The sequence below is a fragment of the Emticicia sp. W12TSBA100-4 genome, assembly GCF_040253585.1.
In the GTDB taxonomy this organism is placed as follows: Bacteria; Bacteroidota; Bacteroidia; order Cytophagales; family Spirosomataceae; genus Emticicia.
On record NZ_JBELAU010000004.1, the window covers coordinates 1 to 17390 of the forward strand.

At 37.1% G+C, this 17390-nt stretch carries 17 protein-coding genes and 1 tRNA gene; 10 read left to right on the forward strand and 8 right to left on the reverse strand.

Going from position 1 to position 17390, the window contains the following annotated elements; genetic code table 11:
• Positions 1 to 53: 53 nt before the first annotated feature.
• The gene (purH, locus tag ABR854_RS05830; RefSeq protein ID WP_350264435.1) at positions 54 to 1574 is read right to left on the reverse strand and encodes a bifunctional phosphoribosylaminoimidazolecarboxamide formyltransferase/IMP cyclohydrolase; all 1521 of its coding nucleotides are present in this window, start codon (positions 1572 to 1574) and stop codon (positions 54 to 56) included.
• Positions 1575 to 1727: 153 nt separating this feature from the next.
• Here purH and ABR854_RS05835 point away from each other — a divergent pair, with 153 nt between their 5' ends.
• Complete coding sequence (locus ABR854_RS05835; RefSeq protein WP_350264436.1) at positions 1728 to 2243, forward strand: hypothetical protein; 516 nt, start codon at positions 1728 to 1730, stop codon at positions 2241 to 2243.
• Between the two features lie 138 nt (positions 2244 to 2381).
• Here ABR854_RS05835 and ABR854_RS05840 read toward each other — a convergent pair whose 3' ends face one another.
• The 3 genes from ABR854_RS05840 to ABR854_RS05850 all read right to left on the reverse strand — a co-directional run bounded on the left by ABR854_RS05840 (position 2382) and on the right by ABR854_RS05850 (position 6472).
• Positions 2382 to 2933 (reverse strand): cob(I)yrinic acid a,c-diamide adenosyltransferase, encoded by a 552-nt coding sequence (locus tag ABR854_RS05840; protein WP_350264437.1) that lies wholly within the window; start codon positions 2931 to 2933, stop codon positions 2382 to 2384.
• Between the two features lie 91 nt (positions 2934 to 3024).
• Positions 3025 to 5496, reverse strand: coding sequence for a hypothetical protein (locus ABR854_RS05845; RefSeq protein WP_350264438.1), 2472 nt, complete (start codon positions 5494 to 5496; stop codon positions 3025 to 3027).
• Positions 5459 to 6472 (reverse strand): hypothetical protein, encoded by a 1014-nt coding sequence (locus ABR854_RS05850; protein WP_350264439.1) that lies wholly within the window; start codon positions 6470 to 6472, stop codon positions 5459 to 5461. The genes ABR854_RS05845 and ABR854_RS05850 overlap by 38 nt, the downstream gene beginning before the upstream one ends.
• Before the next feature lie 177 nt (positions 6473 to 6649).
• Here ABR854_RS05850 and ABR854_RS05855 point away from each other — a divergent pair, with 177 nt between their 5' ends.
• The 7 genes from ABR854_RS05855 to nusG all read left to right on the forward strand — a co-directional run bounded on the left by ABR854_RS05855 (position 6650) and on the right by nusG (position 11847).
• Positions 6650 to 7153 carry a hypothetical protein gene (locus tag ABR854_RS05855; RefSeq protein WP_350264440.1) on the forward strand — a complete coding sequence of 168 codons (504 nt, stop codon included), beginning with the start codon at positions 6650 to 6652 and terminating at the stop codon, positions 7151 to 7153.
• Positions 7154 to 7196: 43 nt separating this feature from the next.
• The gene (locus tag ABR854_RS05860) at positions 7197 to 8408 is read left to right on the forward strand and encodes an S-adenosylmethionine:tRNA ribosyltransferase-isomerase (RefSeq protein ID WP_350264441.1); all 1212 of its coding nucleotides are present in this window, start codon (positions 7197 to 7199) and stop codon (positions 8406 to 8408) included.
• Between the two features lie 145 nt (positions 8409 to 8553).
• Positions 8554 to 9213: a porin family protein gene (locus ABR854_RS05865; RefSeq protein ID WP_350264442.1), complete on the forward strand. Its 660-nt coding sequence runs from the start codon at positions 8554 to 8556 to the stop codon at positions 9211 to 9213.
• A gap of 251 nt (positions 9214 to 9464) precedes the next feature.
• Positions 9465 to 10787: a tyrosine--tRNA ligase gene (gene tyrS / locus ABR854_RS05870; protein ID WP_350264443.1), complete on the forward strand. Its 1323-nt coding sequence runs from the start codon at positions 9465 to 9467 to the stop codon at positions 10785 to 10787.
• A gap of 203 nt (positions 10788 to 10990) precedes the next feature.
• Positions 10991 to 11061, forward strand: a tRNA-Trp gene (locus ABR854_RS05875).
• Positions 11062 to 11083: 22 nt separating this feature from the next.
• On the forward strand, positions 11084 to 11266 hold the full coding sequence (secE, locus tag ABR854_RS05880) for a preprotein translocase subunit SecE (protein ID WP_188765738.1): 183 nt from the start codon (positions 11084 to 11086) through the stop codon (positions 11264 to 11266).
• Between the two features lie 23 nt (positions 11267 to 11289).
• Positions 11290 to 11847: a transcription termination/antitermination protein NusG gene (gene nusG / locus ABR854_RS05885; protein ID WP_350264444.1), complete on the forward strand. Its 558-nt coding sequence runs from the start codon at positions 11290 to 11292 to the stop codon at positions 11845 to 11847.
• A 48-nt stretch (positions 11848 to 11895) separates the two neighbouring features.
• Here the strand turns inward: nusG and ABR854_RS05890 are convergent, their stop codons facing one another.
• Together ABR854_RS05890 and ABR854_RS05895 are read right to left on the reverse strand one after the other, a co-directional pair.
• Positions 11896 to 12594, reverse strand: a complete 699-nt coding sequence (locus ABR854_RS05890) for a GNAT family N-acetyltransferase (protein WP_350264445.1) — start codon at positions 12592 to 12594, stop codon at positions 11896 to 11898.
• The gene (locus tag ABR854_RS05895) at positions 12594 to 13514 is read right to left on the reverse strand and encodes a glycosyltransferase family 2 protein (RefSeq protein ID WP_350264446.1); all 921 of its coding nucleotides are present in this window, start codon (positions 13512 to 13514) and stop codon (positions 12594 to 12596) included. Before ABR854_RS05895 ends, ABR854_RS05890 begins: the two co-directional genes overlap by 1 nt.
• Positions 13515 to 13631: 117 nt before the next feature.
• Between ABR854_RS05895 and ABR854_RS05900 the strand changes: the two genes are divergently transcribed.
• A complete protein-coding gene (locus ABR854_RS05900; protein WP_350264447.1) occupies positions 13632 to 14420 on the forward strand; it encodes an SDR family oxidoreductase in 789 nt (262 codons plus the stop codon).
• A gap of 92 nt (positions 14421 to 14512) precedes the next feature.
• Here the strand turns inward: ABR854_RS05900 and ABR854_RS05905 are convergent, their stop codons facing one another.
• A complete protein-coding gene (locus tag ABR854_RS05905) occupies positions 14513 to 15043 on the reverse strand; it encodes a YceI family protein (RefSeq protein WP_350264448.1) in 531 nt (176 codons plus the stop codon).
• Positions 15044 to 15213: 170 nt separating this feature from the next.
• A complete protein-coding gene (locus tag ABR854_RS05910) occupies positions 15214 to 16263 on the reverse strand; it encodes a quinone-dependent dihydroorotate dehydrogenase (protein ID WP_350264449.1) in 1050 nt (349 codons plus the stop codon).
• Positions 16264 to 16769: 506 nt separating this feature from the next.
• Here ABR854_RS05910 and ABR854_RS05915 point away from each other — a divergent pair.
• On the forward strand, positions 16770 to 17381 hold the full coding sequence (locus ABR854_RS05915; protein ID WP_350264450.1) for a TetR/AcrR family transcriptional regulator: 612 nt from the start codon (positions 16770 to 16772) through the stop codon (positions 17379 to 17381).
• Positions 17382 to 17390 lie beyond the last annotated feature (9 nt).

Genomic DNA, 17390 nt, shown 5'->3' on the forward strand with positions numbered 1-17390 from the left:
AAAAAAGCGAACCATTCTCCGAGCAGTTCGCTTTCTACTAATAAAAATATCTCTTAGTGCAAGAAATGTCTTACGCCAGTCATAACCATCGAAAGACCATTTGCATTACAATAATCAATCGAATCTTTATCACGGATTGAGCCACCTGGTTGAACAACCGTTGTGATACCAGCTTGGTGGGCAATCTCTACACAGTCAGCAAATGGGAAGAACGCTTCCGAAGCCATTGCTGCTCCGTTAAGGTCGAAACCAAAGGTTTTTGCTTTGTCGATTGCTTGTTTCAAAGCATCTACACGTGAAGTTTGACCAACTCCACAAGCCAACATTTGGCCATCTTTTGCCAACACTACATTATTAGATTTCAAGTGCTTACAAATCTTCAAGGCAAATTCTAAAGCTTTAACTTCGCTTTCGCTTGGGGCTTTTTCGGTTGCTACCGTAAAATCTTTCGCAGTTTCAATCGAATTGTCTTTATCTTGTTCCAAAACTCCATTCAAAAGTGTTTTGAATTGTTTTTTGCTAACTTCAACTGGCTTTCTGATTAACAAACGACGGTCTTTTTTCTTTGTTAAAATTTCCAAAGCATCGGCATCAAAACTTGGAGCTATCAAAATCTCAAAGAAAAGTTTGTGTAGTTCTTCGGCAGTTGCCAAATCAACATTTGCATTCGTGATGATTACACCACCAAAAGCCGAAATTGGGTCGCAAGCCAAGGCATTTACGTAGGCTTCCTTAGCCGTTGGGGCTGTTGCTACACCACACGCATTATTATGTTTTACAATTACGAATGATGTTTCGGTAAATTCATCCATCAAACGCACGCACGATTCTACGTCCATGAGGTTGTTGTACGATAATTCTTTCCCATGAATCTGCTCAAACATCGCATCTAAATCACCGTAGAAAGTAGCCGCTTGGTGCGGGTTTTCGCCGTAGCGAAGGACTTTTTTTGGCAATAAATCAAAACTCTGAGTTGAAGTATAAACATCATCAGCAAAGTAATTATGAATAGCCGTATCGTAGCTCGAACTCATCTGAAAACCTTCCTTTGCGTAACGACGACGGTCAGAAAGGTCAGTTGCACAGCCTTTTTCTTTCAAAATCTCAAAAACATCATCGTATTGCTCACGAGACGAAACTATCAAAACATCATTGAAGTTTTTGGCCGCTCCACGAATCAATGAAATACCACCGATGTCGATTTTTTCAATAATATCTTCTTCGTCTGCTCCCGAAGCAACCGTTTCTGTAAAAGGATACAAATCAACAATCACCAAGTCGATTGACGGAATCTCAAATTGAGCGGCAGTTTGTACGTCGCCTTCGTTGTCACGACGGTAAAGAATTCCACCAAATACTTTCGGATGAAGCGTTTTTACACGTCCACCAAAAATGGAAGGGTAGCTTGTAAGGTCTTCAACAGCCGTTACTGGAATGCCCAAATCTTCAACGAATTTTTGTGTTCCACCAGTCGAAAAAATTTGAACATTGTGTTCGTGAAGCAACTGTACGATTTTATCTAAACCGTCTTTGTAATAAACCGAAATAAGTGCCGATTTGATTTTCTTGGTCATTTTGGAATGATTTTTGCAGTATTACTAATACAGATATTTTTGATGCCCGTGCCAAGTTTTGAGCAACGAGCTGTAAATTTTGAAAGTGCAAATTTAATGCTTTTTCTTGATAAGATAATAATTGCTCCCAAAACATTAAAAAAATAGCAAGAAATGATTAAAAAGTGTGTACTGTTGGGTATTTCTATGCTGTTTTTGGTGAATGAGATTTCTGCACAATCTCAAAATAATACAAATTTGAGAAATCAATATTTGGGAGTTAGATATAAAGATTATCGAGAGTTGCGAGAGCTTACGAAGGTAAATAGCAATATGATTAACCTTCATTATGGAATCGCTTTAATGAAGAAAGAGGATAAACATTTTCTTTTTTTATCAAGATTTGAAAACTCCGAAAACCATTCCGATGATTTTCAATTAAAGGTGATTGACATCAAAGAGATTCCGAAATTCAATGAGTTTTATCACTGTGTATCGGTGAAAGGATGCTCGCAGAATGGTAAAAACGACCCAACGCTTTTTGCATTGGCTGTCATTGAGCCAGAAAAGTATCTTACAAAAATCGTGAAGGTTTGGAAGCTCGATAAGCCTACGGGTAAGATTTTAGATTATACGAGTTTGGGTGTGAAGTGTATTAATCATAGCCAATTGGCATTAGTAAGTGAGTAATCATAGCAAAGTAGCGGAGGAGTTTTCTCCTCGCTACTGAGCGTTTCTATACGAGGTGCAGGTTGTCCGAAAGGTGGCTTGCATCTTTTTTATGTCAAGAAGAAAGAAAATTATTCATTTTCCATTATCAATTATACATTAAACACGTGGTTTCCACGCTACTTCTTCGCTGCCCAATTCTTGAGTCATTTTTCGAGAAAGTACAAAGAGGTAATCAGAAAGACGGTTTAAATATTTTATAATCAACGGATTAACTTCTTCTTCGTGTGAAAGTCGGATACTTAAACGCTCGGCTCGACGACAAACCGTGCGAGCAATGTGCGTGTAAGAAACGGACTGATGCCCGCCTGGCAGCACAAACGCTCTGAGCGGAGGAATTTCAGCATCCATCAAATCCATTTGTTTTTCGAGCAGCTCAATATCTTCATCCAAAAGGTCAGGAATTTTCTTTCTACGCACTTGTTCGGGCTCGGATGCTAAATCAGAACCAATCGTAAATAAACGGTCTTGAACTTCCTTTAAAATTTCTTTTCTCGATTCGTTGATTGCTTGGTCACGTACCAACCCAATCCACGAATTGAGTTCATCAACCGTACCGTAAGTTTCGATTTTCAAATCTGCTTTGCTGATTCGAGTACCACCAACCAATGAAGTCGTGCCAGCATCACCTGTTTTTGTGTATATTTTCATTGTTTTACTTTAGAAAAGCTGTGGCACACTTCAAAAGTGTGCCACAGTTACTTTAAAAATTTTGTTCCCTGAGCGAAGTCGAAGTGAAAGGCTATTTCCCTGCTAAATAATCTTTGTAAGTGCTACATTCTTCAATCAGTTGGTCTTCGTAGGCAGTGCTGCCGAATTTTGTTTTTAAGAGATTGAAGTAAGTAGAGTATTTATCTTTTTTCAAATTGGCCAAAACTTGCTTGTTTTCGGCTTCTTTTTTCTTCATTTCATCGTCTGGGAGCAAGTAAATGCCATCATTGAGCTTCAGAGCAATGGCATTGTATTTAATTTGCTGACAAGCCGCTGCCAAATAACAAGCCTTAGCGGCAAGTTCGGGTTTAGGAGCGGTTTGCATGGCCTTATCGAAATAAAAGAGTGTTTTTTCGTAAGAATAATAATCGTCTTGTTCGTTAATGACATCCATACTACTCCAACCTCGACGTAGCAAAATCCAGCTATTGCCATAATAACTCATGTTGTAGCTGCCACAACCCAAAAGTAGCCAACTCTCATAATCGTTCGGATTTTGCTTTACTTTTTCACTTAGTTCGGCCATTCGAGTGGCAAACGAGAGTGGCGTTACTCTCTGTTTTGCATTTACATCGCCTTGCCCGTTTAAGCTAAACGGATTTACATCTAAATATGTTTGGAAAGGTTCAGCTTGCCAAGTTTTTGGCGAGATATGTTTCCACGCCTCTGCTGCCTGTACGTATTGATGCTCAGACAAAGCCCTACGACCCAAAACCATGTAAAGATAGTCGTTGTCAAATCCAGCCAATTTCTGCAAGCGTTTATCAAAATCATTGGTAGATTTTTTTGAGAAATAATCAATCACATAAGCAATGGTTTTTGATGAAGTCGAATCTTCGATTTTGTATTGGTCTGTATTGCTCATAAACGAAGCCGTTCCACCGTATTCGGTTTGTTTCGCTTGCTGATATGAAGCTAAAACCTTCATAATAAAAGCCTTGGCTTGATTTTCTGGTGAAGCATTAGACGAAGAACCACCTTTTTCTGCGGCATCTTTTTTGCCGAAACATCCCGAAAACCAACCGAGTGATTTTGTGCTTTTGGTTGCAGAAAGTGTCGTTTTTTCTCCTAAATTTTCAGAAAATTCATCGATTACAGGTAAACCTTCATATTTAGCTGCCAGAATTTTGCACGCAGCATTAAAATTATTGGCCGTTCGGAATTTATCAGAACGAGCAAATCTTTCGAGCAATGGCATGACAGTTGCCTCCATTTTTGGCGTTACTTCGGGTGTTTCGTAGATAGCCAGCATCATTTCTTGCATCGCAATTTGGTCTTTTAAACCCTGATTTTCGGTCGGAATTGCCTTGGCTTTTTGTAATAATTCGTTGGCTTTCTTGAAGTCTTTGCCAATGAATGTTAGATACGAAGCGGCGGTGTACCAAAATGGCGAATTTTTCGAGCCTTCACTTTCTGCAGCATCGAGGTTAAAGGCCAATAATTGCTCGAAATAATTTTTTGCATTGTTTTTCCATTCGACTTTTTTTAAGGAATCTACCGCCCAAAAACCGTATTGAAGCGTTTCTTGATTATTGAAAAAATAATACTCGTTTTTATTGATTTCACGAGCCATTACAAACTCCAATAACTGATTTTTTGTATCTAAACTTTTGATTTTCTCAAGAAAAGGTAAGCCATCTTGTAGTGGCAAAACGGCCGTAGCGGCATATAAATTTGCCTTTTCGGTGTCGTTTTTGCAGAGTTTTACAGCATCTTCGCTAAACTTTGAAGCGTATCGTAAACTCAAATAAGCTGCCGATTGGCGAGTAGGAGCGTTGACCAGAAGTTGAGAAAAGAGATAATAAGCATTCGTCGAGTCGCCAGCGTGCATATACGCACCCGCCATGCGAGAAGCCGCCCAATCACTGATAAATGTTTTGGTTTTTAGGGGTTTTACCAGCTTTTCGTATAAATCAATGCTTTTTTTATAGTTTTCCTGAATACTTGCCAGTTTTACCGCTTGATATGCCAATCGTTCTTTTAAAAAAACATCATTCGTTTGATTATATTTTGCCAACGCATCCATCAACAAAGTATCATAATCGGGCTTTACCACTTGTTGATTTGTATCAATGGCAGCATCATCAAAATTTCCTAAATCGTTAGCCTCAACTTCTTTTGCCAGTTCGAGGTATTCAACTGCATCGTTTCTTCCTTTTTTTCTTAAAGCGTCACGCAAACCAGTAGAATATTCTCCACTTGGATACAGTTCTTCGCTCACTATTTTTTCCGAAACACCCGCATACTCGGCCCAAGCTTTTACGTTTGCTTCTTGGGCAGGGTCGGTTTTTACTTCGTCTGACCAATAATTATCGCCGTAGGTAAATTGAGTAGTGAAGTTGTAAGGTCGGAATTTTGCCTCATTGGCCGCACTTTCGGGCGAGAAAAAACTCTTAAACTCATCATAATCAAATGGCATGGGGCCGCAGGCAATCAGGAATAAAATAATGAATGATTTTGTTCGATTACTCAAACGAAGCATAGATTTCAGCGAGTTTTTCATTGCCATAAAAAGTAATATTCTGTTGGTCTAAATGATACAGAGCAAAGGTAAGTTTTTGGCTTGATATTTTTTCATGCAAGGTCTTGGAGCCTTTGATAATTTCTTCGGCATTTACTTCCTCGACCCGAATCATATCACCTTTTCTTAACGAAATCCCGAACGCCGAAGTATCGGCTAAAACAGTAAATTTATTATCGTTTTTTTCTAAGAATTCCTTCTCACTAAGTGCTTGATTATCAATATTATTAATAACTGTCAAAAAAACATTATTGCGGTAAATAATTGCCCATCTAAAAATTGGCATGACCACATCAAGTGTGAGCGGGTATTTATCGAGTGTAGCCAGATATTGCGAAGCTGCATCGAGGTCATAAATCGAATTCCGAATTTGTGGCTTTTTCCAGTTCGACATATTATAAAACATCAACATTCCACGCTCAACGGGCGGAATCCCCGTTTTATGAGCAAATTTTATCTGATGCAGCCTGATGGTGGCCGAAAGGCGTTTTTCGGGCAAAAGTTTTTTGAATGCTCTGAGTAAATAAAAATAGCGTTCACGGGTCGAAATCGTCCAATCGCAGTCGAACTGAATTTCTTCAAAATTCTTGTTTTTCAGTACCGTTCGGAGGTGTTTATTGATAAACGAAATCGTTGTATCTAATTGCTGGACAGTGGTTTGTTTTAGAACATTGTTTGTGATAAAGACCGTCGGAATAATAGCGAAATTTGTCGGAATTTCCTCTTCAAATCTGATTGTAGCCTTCGGAATCGCTCGTTTTTTTGTGAAGTCCCAATCCACATCAAAAGCCTTGAAATAGAGTTTTTTTATTTTGCACGAGTCAAGCGTTTGGCGTTCGACTTCGCTAAGTTTGAAAGTTGACTTCCAGTAATAAATACCTCTCGAAACATCTTTAGGAGTGCTTCCTGTTTGGCAAGAAAGGCAAAAAACAAAAGCAAAAAACAAGAAAAAACGCATGGTTTGGGTTTCGGAATGAAGCCGTAAAGATACAATAAATTAGTTTTTTCAATAAAAATCTAATTCTCTCAAATCTCTGCCCTAACTTTGTACCCGAAAACAATCATCTAAAACATTGGGTTCGTAAAGTAGAAAAAAACATTCTACATTCTTAATTCTTAATTCTACATTGATAAAATGTCAATATCAAACGTATTCTTTAATTTTTGGCGTAAAGCCTCAATGCCACTTTTGGTGGTGGCTCTTATGTTATGTTATTTCACAATGCCCGATAATGCCGCCATTCACCACGACGAAAAAGGCAATCCAGATGGTTTTATTGATAAGCAAAACTTCTTTTATACCACATTTGCAGTAGTTATTGTTTTTAATTTTCTATTGAATTTGCTGAAAGCACAAGTATTGAAAATTGATTTTGCGAAAGTGAACCCACTCAGCACTTGGGCTAAAAGTCCTCAAAAATTGAGTACCTTGATTGAAGGTTGGTTCAATGCTTTTGTGGCAATCACCAATACTTTTATTGCATTTGTACTAATCGGTTTACGCCGAATCAATAGCACCGAAGGCCAAAAACTTGATTTTGATTATAATTGGGTGTTGATTGTAGGTTTCGCATTGTTGATTATCCTGATTTTCTTCTTGCCACTCCGATTACTTTTCTCAAATCCAAGCGAAGATTAATTGTTTGTAAGTACACAGACAATGGCATAAATCGTTGAAGAAAATGATTGAGATAAACTTAGAAAAATATAACTACGAACTTCCCGATGAACGAATCGCACGTTTTCCAGTAGAACCACGTGATTCATCTAAATTGTTGTTATACAAGGATTTTCAGATTTCAGAAGATATTTTTTATAACGTAAAAAATCATCTTCCCGATAACACTTTCTTAGTTTTCAACAATACCAAAGTAATACCAGCTCGTTTGTTTTTTCAGAAAGCAAACGGCGTAGTTATCGAAGTTTTTTTGTTGAATCCTGTTGAGCCATCAAATGTAGTTTCGCAAGTAATGGAAACCACTGAAACTTGCACGTGGGCTTGTATGATTGGCAATAAGAAGCGTTTCAAGGAAAAAATAGTAGGAACATATAATATAGAGGTGGGGGAGTATCGCATACGTCCAGAAAACGTAGAATTGACGGCAGAATTAGTCGATTCTGAAAAAAATCACGTAAAATTTTCGTGGAATAATTCAGATTTGACTTTTGCCGAAATCGTTAGGTATTTCGGACAAATTCCGTTGCCGCCTTATCTCAAAAGAGAAACCGAACAAAAAGACTACGATACCTACCAAACCGTCTATTCAAAAAATGATGGAGCAGTAGCCGCTCCAACCGCAGGACTTCATTTTACCGAACAAGTTTTTGCCGATTTAGCCCAAAAAGGTATCAAGCACGATTTCGTTACGCTGCACGTGGGAGCGGGAACTTTTCAGCCAATAAAAGTCCAGAATGTAGTCGAACACAAGATGCACTGCGAGCAAATTGTTTTTGATAAATCGTTTATTATCAATTTATTAGAAAACGTTTCATTCGTAATTCCAGTCGGAACAACCTCCATGCGTTCGCTCGAAAGTCTCTATTGGTTTGGCGTAAAATTATTGTTAGGAAAACAAGATTTCTTTATCGAAAAACTTTTGCCCTATAATCAAACTGAAAGCTTCACCGCCGAACAATCGCTGAAAGCTGTCATTGATTATATGACCGAAAATAACCTTTCACAACTCGTCGGAGAAACCGAAATTTTCATTTTTCCGAGTTACGAATTCAAAATTTGTAAAGGAATTATCACTAATTTTCACCAACCAGATTCTACATTAATCTTACTCGTAGCTGCATTGGTAGGCGAAAATTGGAAGAAAATTTATGATTATGCCCTCGAAAATAATTTTCGTTTTCTAAGTTATGGTGATTCTTCGCTTTTGATTCCGTAATTTTGCGACTCAAATTTCGTTAATCTGTGGAGCGAACATCCTGTTCGCTAATTATATCAAAGATTTATTTCTCATAAATGGTGAACATATAGGTCACTAAAACCAAAAAGCGACAGGTTGAATATCTGTCCTACAAAACATTTCAATGAAAAAAGCACTAACCACTATTTTAGTTTTTGTAAGCATTCTTAGTTTTGCCCAAATCAGACCTGATACTCAATACGGATTTAAGGTGGGTATTAGCAACTCAATGACTGCCATCATCAATAATCGAACAAACATTACTCCTAAACTAAGAAATGATTTCAATGCAGGAGGTTTTTATCGTTGGAATCTAAAAAAAATTAGCCTTCAACCAGAATTATACTACCAAACAAAAGGGGGAAGTTTCAAAGCAACCACCAATTTTGCTGAAACTGGAAATACAATTTTACGTAATAACTATCAGTATCTCACAGGTTCATTTGTTGTTGGATACGAAATTGCCAAGAATATACACTTAGTGGCTGGGCCAGAATACGGTTATTCACTCAATGCGGGTTCAAAACGTGGACCATATACTAACTATGATTTCAGCCTTGCGGGTGGTGTGCGTATAGATATGCTCGATGCTGCTCACTTATTTAGTTTGAATATTCGTTATATTCATGGTCTGACAAACACAACCAACAAAACTTACACACTCGAAGATAAATCGGTGATCCCACTCAATTTCCAAAACCGTACTTTGCAAGTATCAGCAAGTTTCAATTTCAGCGATTATTATCGTTGGGCAAAAAAAGACAAAGCTAAACAGAAAAAATAAGGCAGGTATTTTTTTCAAATACAAATAATTACTTTAATTTTGCCGTATGAAAAAACAAGTGTCATATAGTGTATTGTATTATTGTTTCGGATAAAATCCGCATCAAGCAAGATAACTATGTACATTTTTGATATATAATTAATCCTCTTGGTGCAAGCTAAGAGGATTTTTTTATAGTTCTCCTCGTCCCTAAAGGGGAGAAGATTACGTAACTTTTTAAGCTCCCCTTTAGGGGCGGGGGGGTATATATTATGAATTTCATCGAAGAATTACGTTGGAGAGGAATGTTGCAAGATGCCATGCCAGGCACCGAAGAACAACTCAATAAAGAAATGACGGCTGGGTACATCGGTTTCGACCCAACTGCAAAATCATTGCATATCGGTAATTTGGCAACCATTATGTTGCTCAAACACTTCCAATTGGCAGGCCATAAACCTTATGCTCTCGTGGGTGGTGCAACGGGTATGGTGGGCGACCCTTCGGGAAAATCGGCCGAGCGTCAGTTTTTGTCAGAAGAAGTCTTGAAAGCCAACCAAGATGGTATCAGAAACCAATTGGTAAAGTTTTTGGATTTTGATTGTGGTGCAAATTCGGCCGAAATGGTCAATAACTACGATTGGTTCAAAGAAATAGGCTTCTTAGAGTTTTTGCGTGAAGTAGGTAAATACTTGACCGTAAACTACATGATGTCGAAAGATTCGGTAAAAAATCGTCTGACAACTGGTATTTCATTCACCGAGTTTTCGTACCAATTGCTACAAGGTTATGATTTCTACTGGTTATATAAAAACAAAAACGTTCGCCTACAAATGGGTGGTTCTGACCAGTGGGGAAATATCACTACAGGTACAGAATTAATTCGTAGAAAAGAAGCGGCAATAGTTGGAGATGTTGAAGATGAAAACGTAACGCACAAGGCATTTGCTCTCACTACACCATTGATGACAAAAGCTGATGGTCAGAAAATGGGTAAAACAGCAGGTGGCGAAACCATCTGGCTCGATGCAAATCTAACTTCACCTTACCAATTTTATCAATTTTGGTTAGGCCAAGACGATAGAGATGTGCCGAAATTATTGAGAGTCTTTACATTATTCTCGAAAGATGAAATCGAAACAATCGAAGCTCAACACGCTGAAGCTCCACATTTGCGAATTGCCCAAAAAGCATTGGCAAAAGACGTAACTTCTCGTGTACACGGCGGAGAACAATATGAATTGGCAGTAAAAGCCTCAGAGGTTTTATTTGGAAAAGGAACACTCGAAACCCTACAAAGTTTAGATGAAGCCACTTTTACGAGTGTATTTGATGGTGTTCCAACGACCGAAATCTCGCAAGAAGTGTGGGCTGCTTGTGCAAGCGTATTAGATTTGATTTCGGTTACGACCAATAACGAAGTTTACGCATCAAAAGGTGAAGCTCGCCGTGCCATGCAGGGCAACGCCGTAAGCATCAATAAAGTAAAAATCACTGACGAAAAACTACCAGTTTCCGAGCTACAACTATTACAAGGGAAATATTTATTGATAGGAAAAGGCAAGAAAAACCATATTGTGAAAATAGTAGAATAAATTGAGAATTAGGAATTGAGAATTAAGAATTGCAAGTTTTACTGTAAAGGCTTAATAATCAGTAATTTGTAAAGAATAATTCTCAATTCTCAATTCTTAATTCTTAATTCTCGAATATTTTTTGGCATAATTTTGGTATTTCTAATTTGCAAAGAAAAAAAATACACTTATCTTTGCAGTCCCAAACAAAAAGGGAAATATACACGGGCATGGTGCAATGGTAGCATACGGGTCTCCAAAACCTTTGATCTGAGTTCGAATCTTAGTGCCCGTGCAATTTTATTAATAAAGAAATTATGCAAGAATTTTTTAAGAACTCTTGGGAAGAAGTAACCAAAGAGGTAACATGGCCCAAATGGAGTGAACTACAATCAAGTGCAACGCTTGTATTGGTAGCATCATTAATTTTTGCTTTAGTAGTAGGTGTTATCGATTTTTTAATCGAAAACGGTCTGCGTTTATTCTACCAGTCAATCTAAGTTTCCTATAAATTTCCTATACAATGAGCGAAATCAATTGGTACGTTGTGCGGGCAGTTTCGGGACAGGAGAAGAAAATTAAAACCTACATCGAAAACGAAGCAATTCGACGCAAGTTGGATGAGTTAATACCAACAATATTAATTCCAACCGAGAAAATCACAGAAGTTCGTAATGGCAAAAAACGTGTTCGTGAAAAAAGTTTTTTCCCTGGATACATCCTTGTCAATGCTGACTTAAATAATGGTGAAGTGCTTCACTTAATTAAAAGTATGCCAGGTGTAATTGGTTTTTTGGGTCGTAACAACGGCACATCAATGACACCAGAACCTTTACGTCAGTCTGAAATCAATCGTATTTTAGGCGTACAAGAAGAGGTAATAATTGGCGAAAATATTTCTCCAACGCTTACATTCGTAAAAGGCGAAAACGTAAAGGTAATCGACGGACCATTCAGTGGTTTCGATGGTGCAGTTGAAGAGGTGAATGAAGATAAGAAGAAATTGAGTGTAAGCGTTAAAATCTTCGGTCGTAGTACACCAGTTGAGTTGGGATATATGCAAGTTGAAAAAATGCAATAATCATTCAAAGAATATTGAAGAAAGCCTTTCTGAAAAGAAGGGCTTTTTTTATGCCCAGAAATGATAAATATTTTGAACTGACTTTTCGGTAAAACCACACTTTTCGTAAAATCTACAAGCTTGGGTATTCTCAAGTTGGGTTGGTACATCAAGTGAGATAATGCCTTCAATCTTGCAACATTGTACACAAGCATCAATCAACGACATCCCTATGCCTTTTCCTTGCAAAGTTTTATCTACGGCTATTAGGCCAATATTGGCAGTTTTTTCCTTTATACCTAAAGTGACCATTGCCTTAATTTGTTTATTTTCTTCATAAACAAACACTTTTTCAGCAATTTGATGACTTACCGATTTGTCAATCCATTCTCGGTATAAACGCTTAAAGTTTTCGATACTTAAATCTTCATCTAATCTAAACCTTGAGTGTGTACCACTTAAATAGGCTAATTCATATAATTTATTGCCGTTTTGTTCTTTAAACTCTTTGATTTCGATAGTAGTTTTGGTTCGTAAATCTTCGATTTTAGCAGAATATGTTATCTTATTATCGACTATTTTCCCATTAAATTCTTCAAGAATTTCGCTCGGAATATTAGTGTTTTTATTTCCAAAAACATAAATTAAATTATACCCTTGTTGAAATGCTTTTTCAAGGTTTTCGACTAAAAAGGTATAATCGTCTGTAATATCAATTCTTCCGATTTTCTTATTAAAAAAATCACTATCCCACGTTAGCTCTATCATCAGAAATTAAGTTTTTGGTCGATAATGTGAGTTGGGCGGCCTTTTACTTGTTCAAAAGTCTTACCTAAGTAGATACCAATAATGCCAAGAATAAAAATAATTAAACCCGAAAAAAAGGTGATTGAGATAATAATGCTTGCAAAGCCCAGTTGGGTAATTTTATTTGTAAAATATTGATATAAATATACAATACCCAATAAAATCGCAAAAAGTGACATCATTAGCCCCAAGCGAATGGTTAGTCGAAGTGGTTTGTCAGAAAAAGAAATAATATTATTGAAAGCCAGTTCGATAAGTTTCGACCAAGAGTAGGAAGACTTTCCAGACGCTCGTTCATCATGTTTCACAGGTAAATATGCTTTTCTGAAGCCCACCCATTGGGTCATGGTAGGAAAGAATCGAATGCGGTCGCCTAAGCTAACCACTGCATCAACTACTTTTCGATGATAAATACCAAAGTTAGCCACACTACTATCTTGCACAGTATCAGTCAAATAACTGAAAGTTTTATAAAATAGTTTAGAGGAGAGTTTCTTAAAAAAGCCATCTTGGCGAACTTGACGTTGAGCAAAAACTAATTCATAGCCTTCTTGTGCTTTGGCGAGCAGGTAAGGTATTTCATCGGGTCGGTCTTGAAGGTCGCAGTCCATCACTACAACCCACTCTCCTTTTGAAGTTGATAAACCAGCCGTTATAGCAGCGTGTTGGCCGAAATTGCGGCTAAGTTTTACACCTTTTACTATTTTATCTCGCTCGCATACACGCAAAATTGCCTCCCAAGATTTGTCAGGGCTACCATCTTCTACTAATAAAATTTCATAAGAATCAGTTATCGGTCTGACTGCTTGATGGATTTCTGAAACTAATTGTTCAACAATTTCTTCGGCTCTATAAACGGGCGAAATAATAGATAAGTACATTTGGAAAGAGTTTTTATTGCAATATTCGGTACTTACAGTTAGAGTGCCAAATGATTTGTCTATGATTTTAAAATATATCAATAAAACCGTAACTTTACACACAAATAAAAAATAGCTATGAATCTTGATTTAACAGGAAAAATGGCCTTCGTATGCGGTAGCACACAAGGTATTGGAAAAGCCACAGCCATTGAGTTGGCTCTTTTGGGGGCAAGTATTACACTTGTCGCTCGAAACGAAGAAAAATTAAAAGCCGTCTTAGACGAATTGCCACGCAAAAAAGGTCAAAAGCACCGCTATCTTTTGATAGACTTCTCAAAAACCAATCAAATTAAATCTCGTATCGAGCGTCATTTATCAAAATACCCCGAAGCACATATTTTAGTCAATAATACGGGTGGACCAGTGGGGGGGCCTATACTTGAAGCAAGTGCAGAATTATTTACACAAACCTTTAACGAACACGTAGTTTCGGCTCAAATCTTAACACAAGCGATAGCCCCGTGCATGATAAAAGCAGGTTTTGGACGAATCATTAATGTGACTTCGATAGGAATGAAACAACCAATTGTTGGTTTAGGAGTATCAAATACAGTTCGTGGGGCGATGGGAAATTGGGCAAAATCAATGGCCAATGAGTTGGGAAAATATGGTATCACGACTAATAATGTTTTACCAGGTTACACCACAACTGCTCGTTTGCAGAAAGTAAATGAAATGAAAGCAACTTCAACTGGCAAAGCAATTGCCGAAGTAGAGCAAGAATTAATCAAAGATATTCCAATTGGGCGATTTACAACTTCACAAGAAACGGCTTCTGTAATTGCATTTTTATGTTCACCAGCAGCTGCTTCGGTCAATGGCGTAAGTATTCCTGTTGATGGCGGAAAAACAAGTAGTTTGTAAGTAAGTCCACGGTCGATAGTCCAAAGTGTTGGTAATAAAAAGGCTCTTTGATTCATTTCAAAGAGCCTTTTGCGTTTATCACCTTAAAAAAATTACGCTTGTTTAGCTACCTGAATGTTGAAAGCTAATCTTACTTCATCGCTCACTACTACGCCACCAGCCTCGGTAACTGCTCCCCAAGTCAGACCAAAATCTTGACGGTTGATTTTTCCAGAAATATCAAAACCGGCTTTTGTATTTCCGTAGAAATCACCCATAATACCACCGAATTCGGCTTTTAAAGTTACTTGTTTAGTTGTTCCTCTGATTGTCAAATCACCAGTTAGTGTATAATTTTCATCGTCAACTTTGTCCATTGAAGTTGAAACGAATGTCAATTTTGGGAAGTTTGCAGCATCAAAGAAATCCGCTGATTTCAAGTGACCATCTCTCTGTTCTTGTCCAGTCGAGATACTGTCGATGTCAGCCGAGAAACTTACTTTTGCACCTGCAAAATCTTCATCATTGGCTGTTTCTACGCTTCCTTCGTAAGTTCCGAAGTTACCCGTTACTGTCGAAATCATTAAGTGTTTTACTTTGAAGTTTACTTCTGAGTGCGTTGGGTCAATAATCCAAGTTGCCATTGTTTTGTAAAGTTTAAATTTTATGAATATTTTTAATAATGTTTTTACATTGTATGTATATACATATAATACAATTAAAAATAATAAAAGGTTTCACAGAAATAAAAAAAAGTGTTATTCTTTTTTCAGAATAACACTTTTTGATAGCTAAATACTTGATTATCAGTTGATTATTTTTTTTGCATTTCTTTCAAAATTCCTTCGCAAATTTCTTTAGCAATGCTTGGTCCTTCGTAAACAAAGCCCGAATAGACCTGTACGAGCGATGCACCCGCATTCAGTTTATCAATAGCATCTTGGGCGGTGTAAATTCCGCCAACTCCGATTATTGGAAATGCTTTATTCGATTTTTCTGACAAATATCTGATTACTTCAGTTGAGCGGTCTGTCAATGGTTTTCCACTTAATCCACCCGCTCCAATTTCGCTAACTGTCTCTTTATCAGATACTAATCCTTCTCTGCTGATGGTTGTGTTGGTTGCAATTACGCCCGCTGTGCGAGTTTCTTTGACGATTTCTATCACATCATCAAGTTGTTCGTTGGTCAAATCCGGGGCAATTTTCAAGAGAATTGGCTTTGGTTTTGATTTTCGGCCGTTATCTCTTTCTAAAACTTTCAAAATATATTTCAGTGGCTCTTTTTCCTGTAAATCTCTCAGCCCTGGGGTATTTGGTGAGCTTACGTTTACCACAAAATAATCAACATAAGGATATAAATCGTTAAAGGCCTTGAGATAGTCATAAACGGCATCATCGTTTTCGGTGACTTTATTTTTGCCAATGTTTCCGCCGATAATCACCTTTGATTTGCGTTTTCGTAGATTGTTAGCTGCTTCGATTGAACCTTCGTTATTGAAACCCATTCGGTTGATGAGTGCTTCGTCTGGTTTTAGTCTGAAAAGACGAGGTTTGTCATTGCCAGCCTGAGGCTTTGGTGTAACTGTTCCGATTTCAATAAAACCAAAACCGAGATTTGAAAGTTGGTCAGTCCAAACGCCATTTTTATCGAAACCCGCTGCCAAACCTACTGGATTTTTGAAGCGTAAACCGAAAACTTTTCTTTCGAGGCGAGTGTCTTTTTTTTCAAAAAATAATCTCAAAATACTGGACATGAGCGGAATCGCACAGGCGGTCTTGAGGGCGTTCATCGCTACATAATGAATTTTCTCGGCATCGTAGCGAGTGAGGTATGGAAATACAAACTTTTTGTAGAAACTCATTTAGACTTAAAAAATTTAGGTTTTTGTAAGTGTTTTTTGTAAATTTTTTAGTACTCATTTTTAAATTTCGGATAGTACTAAAACTATATCTCTAATTTTAAATAAGACTTTTTGAGTATTAAAAATGTACAGCAAAGCAGAACGAATAGATAGGTTTACAAAAGTACAATTTATCGACAAAATTTCCGCAAAATCAAGGATAACATTTTATTGACAAAATGCTGAATTTGAAAAGTACAATTTTTTATCAACTTATTTCAATTAATAGTGGTACTATTTTAGGTTTATAAATATGTTCATCCCTATATTTTAATGGTTTATACCCATATTTTAATGCTTCATCATCTTTGTTTTCTGAATATTAGTTTGATTTTTAAAATTTGTATCAGTAAAGAAGTCTTCTAAAAAAAATTATAAAAACTTTGAACCTTTTGAAAGTTTCCTAAGTTTTTTAGAGTATAAAAACATTTATACCAATGAAGCTAAGTAATTTTTAAGGAGAAAGAATGGAAGTTAAAGAACGTATATTAAAAGCTGCCGAAGAACTTTTCTTGAAGTTTGGGATTCGCAGTGTGACGATGGACGAGATTGCTTCTGAACTTGGGATTTCGAAGAAGACAATCTATATGCACTTTGAAGATAAAGATGCAATCGTGCATGAAGTTGCTACCAATAGAATGAATCATGAACAAGGAGTTTGTGAGCGGATTTATGAAGAATCTGAAAATCCGATTCATGAAGTAGTGAAAGAGATTGAAGTCTTAAAAAAGGATGCTGCTACCTTTAATCCAGTAATTATTTATGACTTAAAAAAGTATCATCCGAAAACATGGGCGGTTTTTCAGCAACACAAGCAAACAATTTTTTTGGATATAACCCGACGTAATCTGCAAGAAGGGGTAAAACAAGGGCTTTACCGATCAGAAATTAATATTGAGATTTTGTCGAAGCTTCGCATGGAAGAGATTGATTTTGCTTTCGACCAAAGTGTTTTTCCGAATAATAAGTTTAATCAGTTTGACATCCATAAAACTTTTATCGACCATTTTTTACGAGGAGTTTTGACCGAAAAAGGCCTAAAAATTTACGAACAATATATAAATACTGACAATAACTAAACATCCATT